The 20,666-nt window shown below is 40.6% G+C and carries 13 protein-coding genes; 3 read left to right on the forward strand and 10 right to left on the reverse strand.

The annotated features are described in order from the left end of the window. Positions 1 to 6: 6 nt before the first annotated feature. Together metH and M2448_RS03995 are read left to right on the forward strand one after the other, a co-directional pair. A complete protein-coding gene (metH, locus tag M2448_RS03990; protein WP_280645000.1) occupies positions 7 to 3,699 on the forward strand; it encodes a methionine synthase in 3,693 nt (1,230 codons plus the stop codon). 1 nt (position 3,700) lies between these two features. Beyond that, positions 3,701 to 4,537: a metal ABC transporter permease gene (locus M2448_RS03995; protein ID WP_280645001.1), complete on the forward strand. Its 837-nt coding sequence runs from the start codon at positions 3,701 to 3,703 to the stop codon at positions 4,535 to 4,537. Here the strand turns inward: M2448_RS03995 and M2448_RS04000 are convergent. The 6 genes from M2448_RS04000 to M2448_RS04025 all read right to left on the reverse strand — a co-directional run bounded on the left by M2448_RS04000 (position 4,534) and on the right by M2448_RS04025 (position 9,101). Next, positions 4,534 to 5,043: a threonine/serine exporter family protein gene (locus tag M2448_RS04000; protein ID WP_280645002.1), complete on the reverse strand. Its 510-nt coding sequence runs from the start codon at positions 5,041 to 5,043 to the stop codon at positions 4,534 to 4,536. The two genes, M2448_RS03995 and M2448_RS04000, sit on opposite strands and share 4 nt — an antisense overlap. A 12-nt stretch (positions 5,044 to 5,055) precedes the next feature. Next, complete coding sequence (locus M2448_RS04005; RefSeq protein WP_280645003.1) at positions 5,056 to 5,856, reverse strand: threonine/serine exporter family protein; 801 nt, start codon at positions 5,854 to 5,856, stop codon at positions 5,056 to 5,058. Positions 5,857 to 6,460: 604 nt separating this feature from the next. Continuing rightward, the gene (locus tag M2448_RS04010; RefSeq protein WP_280645004.1) at positions 6,461 to 7,048 is read right to left on the reverse strand and encodes a hypothetical protein; all 588 of its coding nucleotides are present in this window, start codon (positions 7,046 to 7,048) and stop codon (positions 6,461 to 6,463) included. Between the two features lie 165 nt (positions 7,049 to 7,213). Next, entirely contained in the window at positions 7,214 to 8,194 is a 981-nt protein-coding gene (locus M2448_RS04015) for a beta-ketoacyl-ACP synthase III (RefSeq protein WP_280645005.1), read from the reverse strand. A 73-nt stretch (positions 8,195 to 8,267) separates the two neighbouring features. After that, positions 8,268 to 8,453 carry a 50S ribosomal protein L32 gene (gene rpmF / locus M2448_RS04020; RefSeq protein ID WP_006842407.1) on the reverse strand — a complete coding sequence of 62 codons (186 nt, stop codon included), beginning with the start codon at positions 8,451 to 8,453 and terminating at the stop codon, positions 8,268 to 8,270. Between the two features lie 69 nt (positions 8,454 to 8,522). Continuing rightward, positions 8,523 to 9,101, reverse strand: coding sequence for a DUF177 domain-containing protein (locus tag M2448_RS04025; RefSeq protein WP_280645006.1), 579 nt, complete (start codon positions 9,099 to 9,101; stop codon positions 8,523 to 8,525). 295 nt (positions 9,102 to 9,396) lie between these two features. Between M2448_RS04025 and M2448_RS04030 the strand changes: the two genes are divergently transcribed. Next, positions 9,397 to 11,400, forward strand: coding sequence for a copper-translocating P-type ATPase (locus M2448_RS04030; protein ID WP_280645007.1), 2,004 nt, complete (start codon positions 9,397 to 9,399; stop codon positions 11,398 to 11,400). A gap of 11 nt (positions 11,401 to 11,411) precedes the next feature. Here the strand turns inward: M2448_RS04030 and M2448_RS04035 are convergent, their stop codons facing one another. The 4 genes from M2448_RS04035 to M2448_RS04050 form a co-directional block, all read right to left on the reverse strand. Then, entirely contained in the window at positions 11,412 to 13,301 is a 1,890-nt protein-coding gene (locus M2448_RS04035) for a DUF3857 domain-containing protein (RefSeq protein ID WP_280645008.1), read from the reverse strand. Positions 13,302 to 13,321: 20 nt separating this feature from the next. Then, on the reverse strand, positions 13,322 to 15,307 hold the full coding sequence (locus M2448_RS04040) for a DUF3857 domain-containing protein (RefSeq protein WP_280645009.1): 1,986 nt from the start codon (positions 15,305 to 15,307) through the stop codon (positions 13,322 to 13,324). Between the two features lie 277 nt (positions 15,308 to 15,584). After that, a complete protein-coding gene (locus M2448_RS04045) occupies positions 15,585 to 17,210 on the reverse strand; it encodes a SusD/RagB family nutrient-binding outer membrane lipoprotein (RefSeq protein ID WP_280645010.1) in 1,626 nt (541 codons plus the stop codon). Positions 17,211 to 17,223: 13 nt separating this feature from the next. Next, positions 17,224 to 20,403: a SusC/RagA family TonB-linked outer membrane protein gene (locus M2448_RS04050; RefSeq protein ID WP_280645011.1), complete on the reverse strand. Its 3,180-nt coding sequence runs from the start codon at positions 20,401 to 20,403 to the stop codon at positions 17,224 to 17,226. Between the last annotated feature and the right edge of the window lie 263 nt (positions 20,404 to 20,666).

Consider the following 20,666-nt stretch of genomic DNA (forward strand, 5'->3'; position numbering starts at 1 on the left):
AACGATATGAATAGAATACAAGATATATTAAAGGAGCGCATCCTTATCCTCGATGGCGCAATGGGCAGTCAGATACAACAATATAAGCTGACAGAGGAAGATTTCAGAGGTGAGCGTTTCAAGGATGTAACAATATTGCAAAAAGGGAATAACGACTTGTTATGCCTTACCCGTCCTGATGTGGTTGAAGATATTCACCGAAAATATCTCGAAGCAGGTGCGGATATTATAGAAACGAATACATTCAATGCCACTGCTATATCACTGGAAGACTATGATATGGTGCATTTGGCAAAGGAGATAAATACAGAAGCTGCCAAACTTGCCAAAAAGGTAGCTATTGAATATACAAATCAAAATCCCGATAAGCCTCGCTTTGTTGCAGGCTCGATAGGTCCTACCAACAAGACAGCATCAATGAGCCCTAAAGTGGAAAATCCGATTTACCGCGCGGTGACTTTTGATGACCTGTATGTGGCTTACAAAGAGCAGATAGAAGGGCTTGTAGATGGTGGTTCAGACTTGTTGCTTATCGAAACTATATTCGATACACTAAATGCCAAAGCTGCTTTGTTTGCTGCCGATGAAGTACGCAGGGAGAGAAATATCGAGTTGCCGATAATGATTTCCGTAACACTGTCCGATAAAGCAGGGCGCACGCTCTCCGGGCAAACGATTGGCGGTTTTCTGGCGTCGGTAAGTCATATCGACTATCTCTCTGTCGGGCTCAACTGTTCTTTCGGAGCATCGGAGATGAAGCCATTTCTGAAAGAACTGGCTAGAATGGCTCCCGGACTTATTTCAGCTTATCCTAATGCAGGGCTTCCAAATCAGTTTGGCGAGTATGACCAGACACCGGAGATAATGGCAGGACAGATCAGAGAGTTTATAGACGAAGGATTGATCAATATTATCGGCGGATGTTGCGGAACTACGCCGGCACATATCGCTAAATATGCAGAACTGGTAAAAGGTGCAACACCTCACAAGCGTGTTCGCAAACCTGAATATATGTGGCTTTCGGGGCTTGAACTGCTCGAAGCCAAACCCGAGATAAACTTTATCAATATAGGTGAGCGGCTGAACGTAGCCGGTTCACGTAAATTTCTTCGTCTGATAAAAGAAGAAAAGTATGAAGAAGCGCTTACTATTGCCCACCAACAGGTAGAAGACGGTGCACAAGTACTCGATGTGAATATGGATGAAGGCTTGCTAGATGGAGTGAAGGAAATGACTACTTTCCTCAACTTGATGGCTTCCGATCCCGATGTGTCGCGTGTACCCGTAATGATAGACTCATCAAAATGGGAAGTACTCGAAGCCGGACTGAAATGTGTACAGGGAAAGCCCATAGTCAACTCCATATCATTGAAGGGCGGCGAGGAAGAATTCTTACGTCAATCGCGTCTGATAAGAGAATACGGTGCGGCAGTCATAGTGATGGCTTTCGACGAAACAGGGCAGGCCGATACTTTCGCCCGCCGGATTGAGATTTGCGAAAGAGCATATAAACTATTAGTAAATGACGGATTCAATCCACTGGATATAATTTTCGATCCCAATATATTGGCTATTGCTACAGGGATAGAAGAGCATAGAGGCTATGCAGTCGATTTTCTGGAAACGATAACATGGATCAAAAAGAATCTGCCGCATGCCAAGATCAGCGGCGGAGTAAGTAATCTGTCTTTCTCATTCAGAGGAAACGATTATATACGTGAAGCAATGCACGCCGTATTTCTTTATTATGCTATTCAGCGTGGTATGGATATGGGAATTGTTAATCCGGGACAATCGGTAGTGTATGACGATATACCGCTCGATCTGAGAAACCTTATTGAAGACGTGATTTTCAACCGCAGAGCGGAAGCTACGGATGAACTAATCGAATATGCGGAAAAGATAAAGAATGAAAAGACCGGACAGACAGAGCAGAAAGTTGAAGAATGGCGTTCTTACGGGCTTGAAGAACGAATTCAGTATGCCCTCATAAAAGGAATCAGCGACTATCTCGAAGAAGATCTCGAAGAGGCATTGAAAGTATATCCTAAAGCTGTGGATATAATAGATAAGCCCTTAATGGACGGCATGAATAAAGTTGGTGACCTGTTCGGTTCGGGTAAGATGTTTTTGCCTCAGGTAGTAAAAACCGCCCGTACCATGAAGCGCGCCGTAGCTATCCTGCAACCCACACTTGAAGCACAGAAAGCGTCGTCTTCGGGAAGCAACAAGGCCGGAAAGCTTTTGATTGCTACTGTTAAAGGTGATGTGCATGATATAGGTAAGAATATTGTAGGCATTATATTGGCTTGTAATAACTACGAAGTGATTGACTTAGGGGTAATGACTCCGCCGGAAGTGATCATTCAGAAAGTAAAAGAAGAGCAACCGGATATCCTTTGCCTTAGTGGACTAATTACGCCATCGCTGGAAGAAATGAGCATTGTTGCCCATGAAATGGAAAAGGCGGGTTTCTCTATACCACTGATGATAGGAGGTGCTACAACATCAAAGCTGCATACAGCGATAAAGATCGATCCGAAATACAACAACGGATCGGTCGTGTATGTGAAAGATGCTTCGCAAGCGCCTGCTGCCGTAAATAAGCTGATCAATCCGAACACAAAGAGAGACTATATACAGGAGATTCGCAGCGAATATGCTTCACTACGCGATACAGCAGGAGATAAGAAAGCCGATTTGCTCCCTTTCTCCGAAGTATTGAGTAAAGGCATGAAGATAGACTGGACTGACTATAAAACACCCGAGCCGAAAGTAAAAGGCCGTCAGACACTGAAGCATATTCCGATAGAGGAAATAGTTCCATACGTAGACTGGAAATTCTTCTTTCATTCGTGGAATCTATCTGCACGTTATGCTTCGGCTCAGCATATAGATGATTGCCCGTCATGCAGGCAGCAATGGCTTGATTCTTTCTCCGAACAGGAGCGAGAAAAGGCCGCTGAAGGTATGCAGTTGTATAAAGATGCAAAAGCTTTACTTGACCAGTTAGTGTTTAATAGGGCTGATTATATCAATGCTGTATTTGGAGTATTCGAGGCCTACAGCGATAACGAGAGTTTGTATATAAATGATGTCTGCTTCCCAATGCTTCGCCAACAGAAGAAGAACGATAAAGGAGAATATCTCTCCCTTTGCGACTTCGTTGCACCTAAGTCTTCGGGTAAGAAAGATTACGTCGGAGGTTTTACGGTAACGGCCGGAGTAGGAGCAAATGAGCTGATGGCAGATTATGAGCGTCAGGGTGATGAATACAAGGTTTTGTTGTTGAAATCAGTTTTAGACCGTCTTGCAGAAGCTACTACCGAGTGGTTGCATGCTAAAATAAGAAGAGAATACTGGGGCTTCGCTGCCAATGAAAACATATCTGTGAATGAGATGTTTGCTCTCAAATATCAAGGAATTCGTCCAGCTGTAGGTTATCCGTCTATCCCCGATCAGTCCATCAACTTCCTGCTGAACAATGATTTATTGCAGTCGAAAGAGATAGGTGTAGACCTTACTGAAAATGGTGTGATGATTCCGAATGCTTCGGTGAGTGGCATCATCATTTCTCACCCCCAGTCAAAATATTTCAATATAGGTAATATCCTTGAAGATCAGGCTAATGCTTATGTAGATAGACGCGGCGAAGATGCTGAGTTGATACGTAAGTTCTTAGGGGCTAATTTGGTATAGTATGGAGTTTTTCGATCTATTATCGTATACATTCTTTCAGAATGCTTTGCTGGGTAGCCTGTTTGCCAGTATAGCCTGTGGAATCATCGGCTCGTATGTTGTAATCCGCCGGTTGGTATTTATCAGCGGGGGAATAACCCACGCATCGCTTGGCGGACTAGGCATGGGCTTCTACTTCGGGTGGAATCCTATCTTCTCTGCTATGATCTTCTCCATTCTCTCCGCTTTCGGTATCGAATGGCTTTCATCCCGTCAGGGGGTGCGTGAAGACTCGGCTATTGGCTCGTTCTGGTCACTAGGGATGGCGATAGGTATTATATTCATCTATCTGAAACCTGGCTTTGCACCGAACCTCACCGATTACCTTTTCGGCAACATACTTACCATCACAACGCCCGATATCGTATATCTGGCGATTCTGTCTTTGATTCTTATCGTTGTATTCCTGCTGTTCGGACAACAGATACTCTTTGCCGCTTTCGATCCCGACTTCGCGAAGACGCGCAATCTGCCTGTCAACCTGATAAAGTATGCTATGATGATGGGTATAGCTATTACCATTGTTCTCTCCATCAGGCTTGTCGGTATTGTATTGCTGATGTCGATACTTACTGTGCCTCAGATGACAGCCAATCTGTTTACGTCTAGCTTTGTGAAGATGATATTGCTATCCATTCTGATCGGCTTTCTTGGCTGTGTTGTCGGACTATTTCTGTCTGCAGTGCTGGATGTGCCATCGGGTGTGTTCATTATCTTCACACAGATTATAGTGTTCTTGGTTTCCCGATGGGTAGTTCGTCTGAAACAAGAATATGAACGGCAGAAGACTATCGCTTAGCCCTTCCCTATTACATCTTTAAACGATATATTCTTCACGCTCGGCTTGCGGAATAATAAGGCTCCGATACAGATACCTATTGCCAGCGTAAACAGCAGTGACATTGTCAGCATCAGATTGTGAGATATCTCTATCAACAGATGCGGATTTTGCTCCACTGTTGGCAGATCGGTTATCTTTATCCCCGCAAGCATGGTTTTATAGGCAAACATACCCGGTATCATTGTAATGCAGGCCGGCATGGTAAATACCACAGGTGGACTGTCTACCTTATGCGCAGCGTATATTCCTACCAGACCGATCAATACTGAACCGGCCAAAGTTGCCGTAATAAGCCCAAAGTCGAGCTGTACCAGTATGAACCGTATGCAATGCCCCATTCCTCCCAGTAGTCCGGCTACCCATAGCAGCCGTTTAGGTGCGCCAAACAAAATAGCCCAGCAGAATCCTACTACAAATGCGATACCGAAGTCGCGCAGGATATTTAGTACGGTAAGTTCTTCCATTTTCTTTCTTCTTTAAAAGTTACCGATTCCCATAAGGGTGATACACAGGGTCATACCCGCAGCAATACATAACAAGATAAATCCTCCGAACAGCGCCCTGTTGATAGCTGAGGACAAATAACCCTCGATGAGATCGATCACACAGTTTATCAGCGGAACACCTGGTATCAGGTATAGCACCGCCGTAGCCATTGCCGCTTCAGGGTGTTCTCCAATGCCGTATATACGCCCGAGCCCGGTGATAAGTGTAGTAACGAATGCAGCTATAGAAATACATATCATCGGGTTGAACTTCTTTTTAGCAAACAAGCTTTTTACCATAAAGCCAATAAATGCAGCACAAAAGGCTACCATAGCATTCTTTTCATCACCCATAGAGAAAAGACACAGGCCTGCACAGGAAAATCCTACTGCAACGGCTACCACTATATCCTTATAGTTGGGTTTCTCCTTTATTCCGGCAAACTCTTTTTCCACCTCAGTTATAGAGAGATTTTCTTCCTGTACCTTCCACGAAAGATGTGATATTTCGGTCAGTACAGCTAAATGTACACTGTGTGGTGGCGAATTCTTATAGCAGGTTACCGAGTTGGAAGGGTCATTAATATCTCTGACTGTGACAAGTAGTCCTTTAAAAGTCAGACTCATGTTTATATCAAATTCCCAAGTAGAGGCCAATCGCCCCAGATTACTGTTTATGCGTCCGCAATGGGCACCCGAAGCAAGTAAATATGTTCCTATGTCTAATATAAGATCGGCAAAACGTTGTGCCGGTATCTTTTCCCGTACTACTCTGTCTGTAAGTTCTGGCATTGTTGTATGCAATACAATTTTGGCGCAAAGATATTAAGAATTTTCTGTATTCTTCAATGATGCCCGTTAACTATCAGGGGGGGAACGCATCAAAATTTATATAATGAGTTCCGGCACCTGTAGGGGCAAAATATTTTTCGCCCGCGTACCTTTTCTATTTCGCCCCTACGCATAACACTGAAATTTTAACTAAAATGTAACGAAGGTAACGAATTTTCATCATTTTGCTTTTCATTACTTTCCCTTAGTTGCCACGACTTTTAAGTCGTGGGCTGTGAGCCGCCCCGAAAATGACTTTAGTCAAAACTATTCGGTTAAAACAGGAGACAACTTAAATTTTAACTAAAAAGTAACGAAACAACGTTCGACAGAGCGAAGCGGAGTCAATGTAACGGATTTACGTTGTTTTTATCTCTCGTTACTTTTTACCTTCTGTTTTCCAATTAGCTCCGCTGAATGTTATTTCAAAGAACGCTTTTTGTTGTTTACTGCTGACTGATCACTGTTAACCAATACATAGATAAAGATTCACTAAAAAAATGCTATTAACGAAAAATGGCTTGCACAAGGCAAGCCATCACAGAGTTATATTGCAGAATTCCTTCTATTTAAATATATATTTAGCACTGAACCATATCAGTGTATCGGTCTTGTTTGTCATAGCTCCGAGATTTTCATATCCGGCGTCATTCAACAGCTTTTCCAATGTAGGTTCCCCATCGTATATGCCAACAGTGTCTTTCCCTGTCTTAGGACTGGCGTAACGGGAAAATGTTTTAACCCGATACAAGCTATCCATATTGCCGACACCTATAAACCGCCGCCCTCCGTCTGTTTTAATAGCAAAGAGTGAATCTCCGTCAAATTCATAATTCGACACTATTTTACGCGAGGATATAGAATCTACAAAGGTCACCTTATCCTCGTTGAAGTCTACATACATACCCTTAAACAACTGACTATTATACGACCCTGAAAAAAAACGACGAACTAAAGCTGTCTGCAAGCTATCTTGATTCTCTATATCACTATAATCCTTTTTTATACCACCGGCAGCGGAACCTTCATATAATTCCACTTCCGATAGTTGGTTAGTTCCTGTCCATATCATCACACTGCTCTCTTTATCATCACCACCACAAGCGACAAAGAACAATACAATCACAGCGAACAGATATATTATCTTTTTCATTATTTCTTCTGTTTTTTAAGGTTGTAAAGATAAATAAAAACAGGCATATATAAAAAGACTTTTTACAGATACTATTTTCCACAATACATGAACATTTTTCCGTACTCAGACAAAAAAAGAGGACAACCATCAGGTCATCCTCTTCTATATTTTATTAAAGACAGATCAATATGCCCATTTCAGATACACAGCACCCCATGTAAATCCACCACCAAATGCTGCCAAAACAAGGTTATCTCCCTTTTTCAATTTTGGTTCCCATTCGTAAAGGCACAATGGTATTGTTCCGGCGCTTGTATTTCCGTATTTCTGTATGTTCACCATTACTTTTTCGGAAGATAATCCCATACGGTTACCAACAGCTTCGATAATACGAATATTTGCCTGATGTGGAACAAGCCAGTCTACTGTATCTTTAGTAAGACCGTTACGCTCCATTATTTCTACAGATACATCTGCCATCTTAGACACAGCATGTTTGAAAACAACCTGTCCTTCCTGATAAACATAATGCATATCTTTATCTACAGTTTCGTATGACGCAGGATATACAGAGCCACCACCATACATATGCAGATTGGGTCTACCTGTACCATCAACATGCAGAATAGAGTCCATTACGCCAACCTCTTCGGTTGTAGGCTCAAGCATTACCGCTCCCGCAGCATCTCCAAATAGCGGACAAGTGGTACGGTCTTTATAGTTTGCAATAGAAGTCATTTTATCTCCGGCAACCACAATAACTTTTTTATATTGTCCCGATCTGATAAAATTAGATCCTATCTCCAAAGCATATATAAATCCTGAACATGCAGCCTGAATATCAAAGCCCAAAGCATTTTTTATACCACAAGCTTCGGCTGTCATCGCAGCAGTCGACGGAAATATATAATCAGGTGTAGTTGTGGCAAAAATAATTACCTCTACTTCCTCAGGCTTAGTATTCGATTTCTCTAAAACTATTTTAACAGCCTCTGCTCCCATCACAGAAGTCCCCTGCCCCTTAGGCAGTACACGACGCTCTTTGATGCCTACACGTGTCATGATCCACTCATCGGTAGTATCAACTATTTTTGATAAATCATCATTAGTCAATACCTCATCCGGAACATATGCACCAACAGCAGTAATCGCAGCTCGAATCATCTTTTCTGGTTTTGTGAATAATTAATAAAAAAAATGCCCTATTGTGTTAGGGCTTTAAGGTACGGTTTTTTATTTAAACCGCTGCTCCTTTTTCAATAGCCAGTTTTCCTCTGTAGTATCCGCACTCAGGGCAAACTGTGTGAAAAACGTGCCATGATCCACAATTAGAGCATACTGCCAATGTAGGTGCTACTGCTTTATCGTGAGTTCTTCTCTTAGCTGTTCTAGACTTCGACTGTCTTCGTTTAGGATGTGCCATTTTTCGTTTTCTTTATTTAGTTATTTTTATTTATCTGAATTAGAAAAATATATTTCTACTTTTAGTTTTTTAATCTTCGTCTACCGATACATCTTTAAGCCCATCCCATCGTGGATCGGAGAAAGAAGAATCATCATCGGTATCTATATCATCATCACCCATATCGTCGTCCGACTCATCATCCGAACTTTTAGCTCTATGCTTATTTAACTTAGAAGACATTGCTTTATTGCATGTACCCGGAGGATGCACTTTCTTTGTCGGCAAACTCAGCACTATAAATTCGTACAAAAACCAAGCAATATTTATCTCTCCGTCTTCTTCGGGGATAATAACAATCTCGTCACTTTCTTCGGAATACTCTTTCCCGAACTTTACGATCAGCTTATTTTTAACATCTACATCCATTGCAATGTCATCCAGACACCTGTCGCATGGAACGTGTACCGTACCTTTTATCTCAAAATTAAGTTCGAAGGTAACCGAAGTCTTCTTTAAAGACACGATCGCCTGCAAACTACCTCTCTTGACATCGGCTGTACCGTCGTCAATCAGCGAAAAATACTTATTGTCCAAATCATATTTGAACTCATGTTTCCCTTCAGATAAGCCTCTCAAAGGAATATTGTATAAGCTAAACTTTCCCACGTCTTGTATTTTAACGAAAAAAGAACGGCGACAAAGGTACAAAGTTTTTTTTAATAAATAAAGATTTTAAGTCTAATCTTAAAACAATGTCTAGGAGCTAAAGATTTATTTCGTAAAAAAGCATTTAAGCCGAAACTTTATTTAACTTTAAATCGTTATTTAGATTCCATTCAAGCCCACTGAGACAGACTCCTGCCTGTTTTCAGGTATCGGAATTTTCACTTGTTTTTAACGTTCAAACAGAATTCTCTATATTTTAACGGCTTGTAACAGTTTATTGATAATCAGAATATCCATGAAAGACAGAAACATATCCGAAACCAGAGATATCGTTACCGACAGCAATCTGAGCGAACTAAGGAAGAACTGCATATTGTCTCTTATCCTATGCATTCCTCTGGTAACAATAGCCTTATTCTTTCGTCCAATCCCCTATGCCAACTACATTATGTGGGCACTGGCAACTCCTGTCGTCGTTATTTTCGGGAGACAATTCTACATCAGGGCATGGCAGCAACTAAAGCGTTTTTCGACCAATATGGATACACTGGTAGCCCTGAGTACAGGAACCGCATATCTGGTAAGTGTGTTCAATACATTACCACCCGCTTTCAGAGATGGCAAAACAACCGATGTACATGTATATTTCAGTATCTCGGCTATCGTGGTTGCATTTGTACTGCTGGGAAGGTATATGGAAGAAAAAGCTAAGAAAAACACAGAGTTGGCCATTAAAAAGCTGATAGGTCTGCAACCACGTACAGCAACAGTTATAAGAGATAATACTCAGCAGATAATACGTGTCAAAGATATAGCCGAAGGAGATGAAATAATAGTAAAACCGGGTGAGCGGATTCCTGCAGACGGAAAGATATGTAAAGGGACTTCTTTTATAAATGAAAGCATGATAAGCGGGGAACCTCTACCTGTAGAAAAAGGTGAAGGGCAGAAAATATTTGCAGGAACAGTAAATGAAGCTAATACATTCCACTTTATAGCATCTAAGGCTGACAAGGAAACCCTTTTGGCGCAAACGATAAAGATGGTGCAGGAAGCTCAGCTGCGCCGGCGCCCTATACAAAAGATGGTAGATAAAGTCTGTGTCGTCTACATTCCCATCGTTGGCATAGTAGCCATAACGGCATTCCTTTTCTGGTTCATCACATCAGAGACCGATCGTTTCACACAGGGAATGCTACCTGCTATCAATATACTGATTATAGCTTGTCCATGCGCATTAGGCTTGGCTGCTCCTACTGCTATAATGGCGGGAATCAACAGAGGGATGACAAAAGGCATTCTGATAAAAGGCTCTGAGGCTCTTGAAAATGCCTACAAGCTGACCTCCGTAGTTCTCGATAAGACAGGAACAATCACTGAAGGCGTGTTTTATGTAACAAATATGGAATGGTTTACAGCGACAACACCTGAACTAAAGGGCATCTTATATGCCATCGAAACTTATTCAGCTCATCCACTTGCCGATGCTGTAAGGTCACACCTGAAAAACGAATTGCAGACAGAACCGGATATAAAAGTATCTTCTCTGTCGGGACGCGGGCTGATGGGTGAAAAAGATGGTGATAAATATTATGTTGGAACGCTGAGAATGTTGGAAGAGCAACATATTGTATTCACCGATAGTCAACAGGAATGGATAGAGAAAGAAACGGATAATTCGAACATGATTGTATTGTTTGCCAAAGAGACCTCTCTACTTGCCATTATCGCAATTACCGACAGGGTGAAACCGACATCCTTAGAAGCGATAGGCACAATGAAACACATGGGATTGGAACTATATATGCTTACAGGCGACAACAAGCGGGCTGCCGACCTGATAGCCCGGCAAGTAGGTGTAAGTACCGACAATGTAAGAGCCGGAGCTCTGCCGTCAGGAAAAGCAGCTTTTATAAAAGAATTACAAGACAAAGGTGAAATAGTGGCTATGACCGGCGACGGAATCAACGACAGTGGCGCACTGGCTGCTGCCGACGTAAGTGTAGCTATGGGGCAGGGAAGTGACATTGCAATGGAGGTTGCTCAAATGACTATTACCTCGTCCGATCTTAATAAGTTTTGCCAGACGATCAGACTGTCAAAAGCGACAGTGCAAACCATGAAGAGAAACTTATTCTTTGCCTTCATATATAATATTATAGGAATACCAGTCGCGGCCGGCATCCTCTACCCTATCACAAACATTTCGCTGAACCCTACTATTGCCGGTATCGTAATAGTTCTGAGCACCATAAGTGTAGCTATCAGCAGTTATTGTCTGAGGTTTAGAAAGATATAAACACAGATCGTTTATATCTTTTTCAGTACAATCCGTCTTTTGGTCGCCGCCGCTATTTCTCCGAAAAAGGCTTTTATATCATTGTACACTGATTTGCTATAAATTCCCGAAAACACATCTATATTCTGAGTATATGTAATTCTTCCTTCACTCTGCTCTATAATCGTTTTCAGTTTTCCATAAGGTGTACTTAGATCAATATCTTTAGGTATAGATTCAAAAGTATAACCATCCGGTATGATATATATTATTGTATCGGATTCGGAGAATCCATAATCTCGACAAATATCATAAGTCCTTTTATTTGAAGAGAATAATTCATAGTGACCCTTTTTCAGAGGACATATCGGTATAAACAAACGTGTCCCTGTCTTATTCACAAAATCTCCGACAGTCAGGTCGGCCGTCAGTGTACACGATGGCTGAGAAGCTTTATTTTCAGTCACATTTATATTATCTAACTGTACTTTCGGAAATTTTACATTCTTGTTTATGTAATTTACGACCTTATCCCTGTCTTTAGATGTCATCCGGCTTACATTATAAGCGTATGTATGAAGATACTCACTTAATGTAAGATTGCCTTTAGCAGCCCCGTCCTCTGTAATATTGAGAGTTAATTTTGAAATCGTTTTATTGTCTGTATCCGAATATACAGGAAGCCTGCAAATTTTACCACCTTCGGCTGTTATAACTAAAGCATCGTGTCCGGAAATATCATCATGAATGTATCCAAAAGGCAAAGTCTGGGATGTACATTCGAGCCATATACTATCATTCCTGAGTGGAACCAGCAAGATGGCATGGTCTGTTTGCGACACATTAGCAAAATCCTTATGTAAATTTTTCTCTTTCATACTAATTTCACAGTAATTGGACGCAATACCTACTACATTCAGATAAGCCTTCATCAGATTAGATAAACCCTTACAGTCACCATATCCGCTTTTAGCCACTGAGGAGGCCTCTATCGGCTGAAAACCACCTATACCAAGCTGGATGCTTACATAGCGTGAATTATCCTGAAGATATTTATAGAGTATCTCTACTTTCTCTCTCTCTGTTTTTGCATCTTTTACCTGATCTTTTATTTTGCTGATCACCGGTTCGGGCAATACATCCCTATCTGTCAGCAACCCGTTTACCCACAGCCCATAACTCTTCCAATCCTCCATATTTCCGCAGGAAGAATCATAACAGAAATCGGATGTCCCGATAAGTACACGAGGACATATCTCCCTGTATGAAGGAGCTAACGGCTCTTTTTCCATTGCTTTCAGGTTATTAGCCGAGAATGTGTACACATGCTTATTATTAACTACCTCATCACTGATAAGTACACCAAAATTAGACTTATGTCTGAGATTTTTATCAGCGGGCAATTCTAACGTATAATTCGCTTTTACAACCGATTGCATATAACCGTCGAAAGGGACAAATGCAGGATAAGCCAATATACCGTTCTTCCACCTCATTGTATATGTATATTCCACAGTATAGGGATAGGCGGGAACTTTACACTCGTAAACAATAGAATAGTTATCTGTTGCCATATGTTCTGAAAAAGAAGATATCTTTAAGTCCTTTTTACCTATCTTTCTTATCACTGTTCCGACTGCATTCTTTACTATCCCTGAAAAATCTTTCAACTCCCTGAATTTATCTCCATAAGTAAAAAAATGCCCATATACCTCTCCCTGTTGGCTCAGTATGGTAACAGTCTTGCTCACTTTATATGTGGCATTATTCTGATCGGTCTGGGAGAAAATGGCTTCATAGTTGTCAACTACGGCAAAAGCATTTTCTGATAAACTGTCCGGAATAGCAGATATGGATATTCCGGTCGCTTGCATCACTATTGTCGACGTAAAAAAAAGTGTAAATAATATATACTTGAACATTGCTTCTTTCTTTATCTGATCTATATAGCAGCTTTCTTCAAGACTACTTGTTCTGAATTTTTAAGTACGATTTTTGCAAAGAAATCCCGTAACGACTCGTATTCATCCGGTAAAAACTGAAGTTTCCTAAGTTGATATTGATAATGCAGTTTGACTTTATTGCCAGATTGAGCGATTCTGTAAGTAAAGCTTATTTCATTCTCGTTAAATAGTATTCTTTCGGCTTTTGGCAGTTCATCTACTACATAGCCTTCAGGAATATCTATTTCAATAAGCTGCACATAATTCATCGGATAATTGAACTGAACAGGAAACACTCGTTTTTCTTCTTTAAACGGGTTTTCCGAATACAGTTTGTCTTGCAGAGGGCTTATATATAGAAATTCATCGCCTAAAGCTGCATCAATAGACTGTACATATTCCATTTTAAGAGGCTCACCTGTATTTTCCAGATTTGTAATACTGAAACCATCTATTTCACAAGCTAAGTTTTTCTTTAAGGATTCGATGTAATCTTTTTCATCTTTATGATTTGAATAACTTGCCCTTGCATTATAAGCTGTACATCCTTTCCTCGTATCAGTCACCTTTCCCTCATACTTGGAATCAGTAAACGAGAAGATCGATGTTTTCAATATAGAACTGTTTGCAAGCATAGTGAGGTCTACCCATTCTGTATTATTCCGTTTCATGATGCGGGCTTGCGGCACCATACACTTTTCCGGCAACAGGTTCCAATCTCCATATTTTGCTGCCGCATCGGTAAAGTAAGTCATTGTATCTATACGTATTCCCGTAATTGTATAATTAAAGGCATCGACACTTGGGTGGGTGATCGGCATACGCCCGTTAGATCGTGTACTCATCAATACAGGAAAAGCATCGAATCCTCCTGCCTGAAGGGCATTTATCAACAGGAAATTTACTTCGGCACTAGTGCCTGTACCATTCTTCAAGGCATTTTTCATATCTCTCGGGAAAGCCGTATTCTTGTCATTCCATTTCACCTTATTTTTTATCATATCCTGTATTTCTTTAGCTCTGCTTAAAGTAGTTTCTCCTTTCGACACTTCATTTTTGAACATATCGGCTTTTTTAGCATTACCTCCAAAATAGCTTGCTTCTAACAGATCTTCATCAATTTTTTCCCACGATATGGCAAATGTTTTCATCAGAGAGTGTGGATACTGTATAGATTTAAGTTCAAAAGACACTTTGGTTATATAATCTCTGATTGTCCACAAATAGACTTCCTTCTTTATGGAAGGAACATCTTTTGCTTCGTAGCTTATCCGTTCAGCCGCACATCTTTCGGTATGGGTTTGCGTCCTCCCGCTACCATCCTTATAATTGATACTGAATGACTCATTCTCCGGGGTCCTACGCGTATCCAACCTTACATACCCCTGATAGTTGGTATTAAATCTAAAATATTCAGGTATCGTTATTTCATATGATGTATAAAGAATCGGAATAGATGCCTGAAAATTAAAATCTCTCAGATCGTAAAAGAAATCGGAGACGATAGTATATTTATATTCTATCACAGATCCTACTTTAGCGGCAGGCATTGTAAATTTCTTCAGTTTCAGTTTCTTTTCACTTTCTTCGTCGAAAATATGCTCTTTCGACAGTTTCGTTTTCGTAATCTTTCCATTTTCCAGATTATAGGTCGTCCCCGATAAACCCCTTATATCTTCTTTCCTACTATTACTCTCCTGATAATAACCCACCTCCTGATCAGCCCATTCAAGACCTTCACTTTTCAGAATTTTTATTTTTGTCTGTATCGTATATTCAAATTGAAAACCATATATACTATTATATACAAAACGAGTATCGCCAACCTTTAACAGCATTACAGCAGAAGCCGATGTATCAAGTGGACAGACAGACAGATTCATTTCATCCATTGTCACATTTCCGAATTTAGACTGTGGCTGAATATTTTGAGTAAAACAAATGAATATCAGCATAAAAATGTACAAAGTATAGATATTTTTCATCGTAATAGTGGTATATAGACATTTATGAGTTTCCTTACAGAAAAACAAAAGTATAAAAAATGCTAAAAAACACCAATTCAGGCGACATGCCGTATAACATATCAATATATATAATAGAGTTGTCGCTATTTGAGATTCCATATTTGAAACAATACATTTCTTTTCATAGCATTAAATATTCAGCAACACGTAGACTTAATAATGTCAGAACATAAAAACAATCGGGGCTACCCTGCAACCAGAGTAGCCCCGAAACTTGATTTAAAAGAACCTTTCCTTATCTTGCTGATGTGCAATAATTACTTCTTTTCGATGCCCACCATAGAGCTGATGATGTTTTGTCACCACCTTGCAGTTGGGCAACACCAGCGTTATAATTTGTTTCATTGATCAATTTTTCACTCTGAGGATAAATCACTCTGGAAATATAGTTAGCCGGATTTTGAATATCTCCGTCACTCGGATATGTTCCCGATCCGGAATCTCTGGACTCAGGTATATCGAATGCAGGCAGATTTAGTCGACGTTTGTCATTCCACGCCTGAGCCGAAATATCAGGATATCCTGCAATATATTTCTGAGTAATGATTTTCTCTAGTTTGGTATTTCCCGCACCGGTTGCATCATCATAGTTTGCCGATGTACCCCAGTCATTTTTTGCATCTGATGCTAAATAAGTTCTGGCCTGACTTTCAGAAAGCCCCAGGTAACCGAATGAAGCTACAACTCCGTCCTCATATCTGGTCTTGGCTGTTTTTCCTGTTGGATCTGCAATACCATAACGCTCTAGCGCCTCTGCTGCTAAGAAACAAGCTTCAGCATACAGCATAATATCTGTCTTACGCGTATCATTCGGAATAATCCAGGTCGTACTCATTGTCCCTGCATTTTCTTTAGCAGTTGTTACACTTGCATTATCATCATATCCCGGTATTATACCAACCCATTTTCCCTGAAGGCTCGGGTCAAACATTCTTTCACCTCGAGGGTCTACATTTCCCGGATTTACTGTCGCAGTACCTGTGTATGGCATGCCTCCGATACCTTTCAGTATCTTTTCCATTGTAGTAGTCAAACTTTGTCTGTCTCCCCACGAAACCTGATACATTCTGTATGGATACTGATTACCCCAACCTGCCGAACGCATAGCGATACGAGCATCGTCTCCGGCCTGCAACAGACCGCCGTCTGCCTTCAATGCGGCTTCTGCCTGCTGTTTACTCAATGCCGGATCTATTTCCGATACCTGCATCGCAAGCCTCAGACGTAGGGTATTTGCAAAACGTTTCCATTTTGTAATTCCACCCCAATACACCTGATCTTCACCAGATAGGAATTCTTCGTTTACGTCAAACTGTTTCACAGACTCATCTAATTCACTGAAGAAGAATTTAAACTGGTCTTCCAACGTTTCATATTTAGAATCAGTATCTTCCGGAGATTTAGGAAACGGAGCTGGTCCAAAGAAATCTACGAATCTTGAATGCAGATATACTCTCCATATACGTGCCAGTGCCATTGAATTTTCACGGCCTCCGTATCTTCTTGCATCGTAAATCACGATATTCAGTACAGCCAGATAGTTATTATAATGTGATTTCCAGTACAAATCTGAATATCCATCATTCGGAGTATATTTACGTACTGAGTTTCCTAACACATATTGAGAGAAAATGTCATAACCCAAAGCTTTCACACGTTGGTGCAGGTCAGCTGCTCCATTTTCACCGACATTATATGTCGCACCATCCCAAAGCACACCGCTAAGATCGGGCTTGGAAAAGTCTAATGAATCAGGCGGATTTACCGGATCTACGTTAATTGCGTCAAAACCATTTGTACAGCTTGCTCCAAGCAGTCCGATACCTACAATAAATGATAATAATATATTTCTTGTTTTCATTTGTGTCTTTTATTTAAAATGCAACATTCAGATTAAATCCTATACTTCTTAGAGTTGGCATAGAACCCATTTCAAAGCCCTGAGCATTACCTGTTGTGTATCCGGCCTCTGGATCAAAACCTTTAGTCTTACTGTATATCATCCATAAGTTTCTGGCTACGAGAGAAAGTTTTACACTATAGATAGGTGTTTTTGCCAAAACCTTACGAGGCAATTTATAACCTAAGCTAACTTCTCTCAACCTTACGTTAGTTGCGTCATATATCCAAGGTTCAGCTCCGTCCTGCAAATGAGCCCAATAAGCCTGAGCTGTAGTTGCTACGGTATTTTCAGCACCACTCGCCGTTACACCTTTTACTACCATTGACTCACGTCCATCCAAAGTAAGATCAAGTGTTCCGTATTGTGCTCCTGTTTTGATTGATCCCATATAAACCTCTCCGCCATATCTCATATCGATCTGGAAACCGAAATCGAAATCTCTGTATTTGAATGTATTGCTAATTCCACCCATCCAGTCAGGATTGTTATTACCCAGTTTCACATCACCACTGGCAAATTCAGGTAAACCTTTTTCATTTACTATAATATTTCCATTATCATCTCTTTTATAAGCTTTACCCAGCAGATCTCCATAGGCGCCACCTTCGGTAGCTACAATCTTCAGTAACTGGGTAAGACTCGGATGTTGCAGCTGTTGTTGAGTTATACCATCGGCCAGTTTCAATATCTTATTACTGTTTTTAGAAAAGTTCAAAGCTACGTCCCAAGTAAAATCTTTTGTTTGTACAGGAGTACCTGACAACACCAATTCTATACCTCTGTTTCTTACATTACCAGCATTCACATATTTATAATTATATCCTGTTGCCGAAGGCACGTTCATTTTCAATATCTGATCTTTTGCTTCTTTATTATAGTAAGCAAAATCCAGCCCGAGACGATTGTTGAATGCTTTCAGTTCCAAACCTAGTTCATAAGAGTTGATTGTTTCGTTTTTCAGGTCATATGATGATTTTGTATCACTCTTCAATGGCTGTATTATCGTCTCAATCTGCTCTGTAGCAGGATTATAAACATACTGCGTGGTCAGAGTTCTGTAATTGAATAGTTGATAAGCTTCTGTATCGTTACCTACCTGCGCCCACGACAAACGTATTTTACCATAATTTAGAGGACCTGTATTCTTGAATGTCTCTGTAAACAACCAGCTTGCACCTACCGAAGGATAGAAATAAGAGCGGTTGTCTGAGTTCAATGTAGAAGACCAGTCGTTACGTGCTGTCAGATCCAGATATACCATATTATTCCATGCAAAAGATGCTGTAGCATATAACGAATTTATTTGCTTACGGAAAGCACTGTTAGATACAGCCTGTTTCTTACCATTTGCGAGTGTGAAGCCATAAGCAGGATTGATCAAGCCTGTAGTTTGTCCCAGCATACCCTCACCATGTCTGTACATAATGTTTCCACCGGCAGTGGCTACCAGGCCCAATTTCTCTGTTAAGTTCTTGTTGAATGTTATAAGGAAGTCAGCATTCACTTCATACGAGTCTTCTTTGCTCATCATAAAGTCTCCGGTAGGATACCAGTAGGTAGGACCTGCCGCCAACTGGTCTTTATATTGTGACGACATATAATCCATACCATAGCGTCCCTGTATATTCAGCCATTCGGTGAACTCATATTTCAATGAAGCGAAACCAATAAAACGATGTTTTCTGTCGCTATTCGTATCTTTTTCTGTTGCCCAATACGGGTTCAGTACCATCCCGCTTATACCGTCTGTCCAAGCCACAGGGATTCCGGATAAAGGATTTTTAGATACAGGATTGATTGTTCCTTTAGGGAAAGCATACCCCTCAGTTCCAGTAAAGTCACTGAAATGGAAAGATCGCGGCATCATCAGATGGTTAAGGAAAACGTTATCCGGGTCATATGCCAGTTTCACACGATTTTCAGTTTTCTGATTCACATAAGTCAATTTCGCATCAAAAGATAATTTATCAGTTAATTTAGCCGTACCACGCAATGTTACAGAAGTCTTCTTAAAGTCACTGTTCGGAACGATGCTCTGATTGCTCAGATTCATTACAGACAGACGTAATGTATTTTTATCCGATGTACTTACCAGTTCTGCACTGTTAGTCCAGGTTGTACCTGTTCTAAGAAAGTCTGTTATATCGTTGCCTTCCGGCGAATATTTAGTTTTTCTGCCCATCAGGTCTGTAGTCTCTTGCCCTGTCATTTTAGCACCCCAGCTACCAATGGCATTTTGTACGTATTCACCAGCTGTACCCTGTCCGTAAACATTTTGGTATTTTGGCATCTGCATAGGAGAATCAAATGTCAGATTAGAGTTGAGGGTTATGCCAATACCCTTTTTATTGGCTCCCGTTTTAGTCGTAATCATAATAACACCGTTACCGGCACGTGATCCGTAAAGAGCGGCTGCAGCTGGCCCTTTCAGTACAGACATTGTTTCAATATCATCCGGAGAAATATCGGCCATACCCGAACCTTTGTCTATACCACGATTTCCCCAATAGTCGTCAGTTCCACTGGTATCACTGTTGATAGGCACACCGTCTACTACTATCAGCGGCTGATTGTTACCTCCGATCGAGTTATTACCACGCAATACAATTCTACTGGAACCGGCAATACCTGTTCCCGATTGCTTGATCTGCAATCCGGCTACTTTACCGGCCAAAGCATTTGCAACATTGTTATCTCTGGTTTCAGTTAGTTGATCGCCTTTGATTTCTTGCAGCGCATATCCCAGCGATTTCTTGTCACGCTTGATACCTAAAGCAGTAACAACGACTTCGTCCAGCAGTTTCGAATCTTCCTGCAATACGATGTCAACTGTCGACTGACCATTCACCGGAACATCCATAGATATAAAGCCTACAAAAGTTACAGCCAATGTTCCATCAGGAGATACATTCAATGTATAATCTCCGTCCACACCTGTCATAGTGGCATTTGTTGTACCTTTCTCTGCTACGGTTGCCCCGATAAGAGGATCACCCAAAGCATCGGTAACTATGCCTTTGACAGTAGTTTTGTTCCCTGTCTGAGAATAGACAGTCCCGCTTAGCATCATAAAAAAAGCAAGGAAACAAATGAGAAAACGGACTTTCGCCCCAAAAGGATTAGACCTTTTTCGTTTAGTTTTACACATCATAGTTTTTTTAATTTAAGGGTTCGCAAATTGTGATAATGCAAAAGTATATTAGAAAATGATACTTCAAATACCTAAAGTGTTAATTAACATTTTGAAGAAAACTTAAACAAGAAAGCCACCAATAACAATAATACGCTAATAACAAGCAATATAACACAAAATAATAAAATATATTTAAACATATTTTGTGAAAATATGTTATTAAACATGTTTAAAAAGCACTATTTCGAATAACTACCAACCCTAAAACCTAAATCTTAATT

Source organism: Dysgonomonas sp. PF1-14 (genome assembly GCF_029892965.1).
Taxonomy (GTDB): domain Bacteria; phylum Bacteroidota; class Bacteroidia; order Bacteroidales; family Dysgonomonadaceae; genus Dysgonomonas.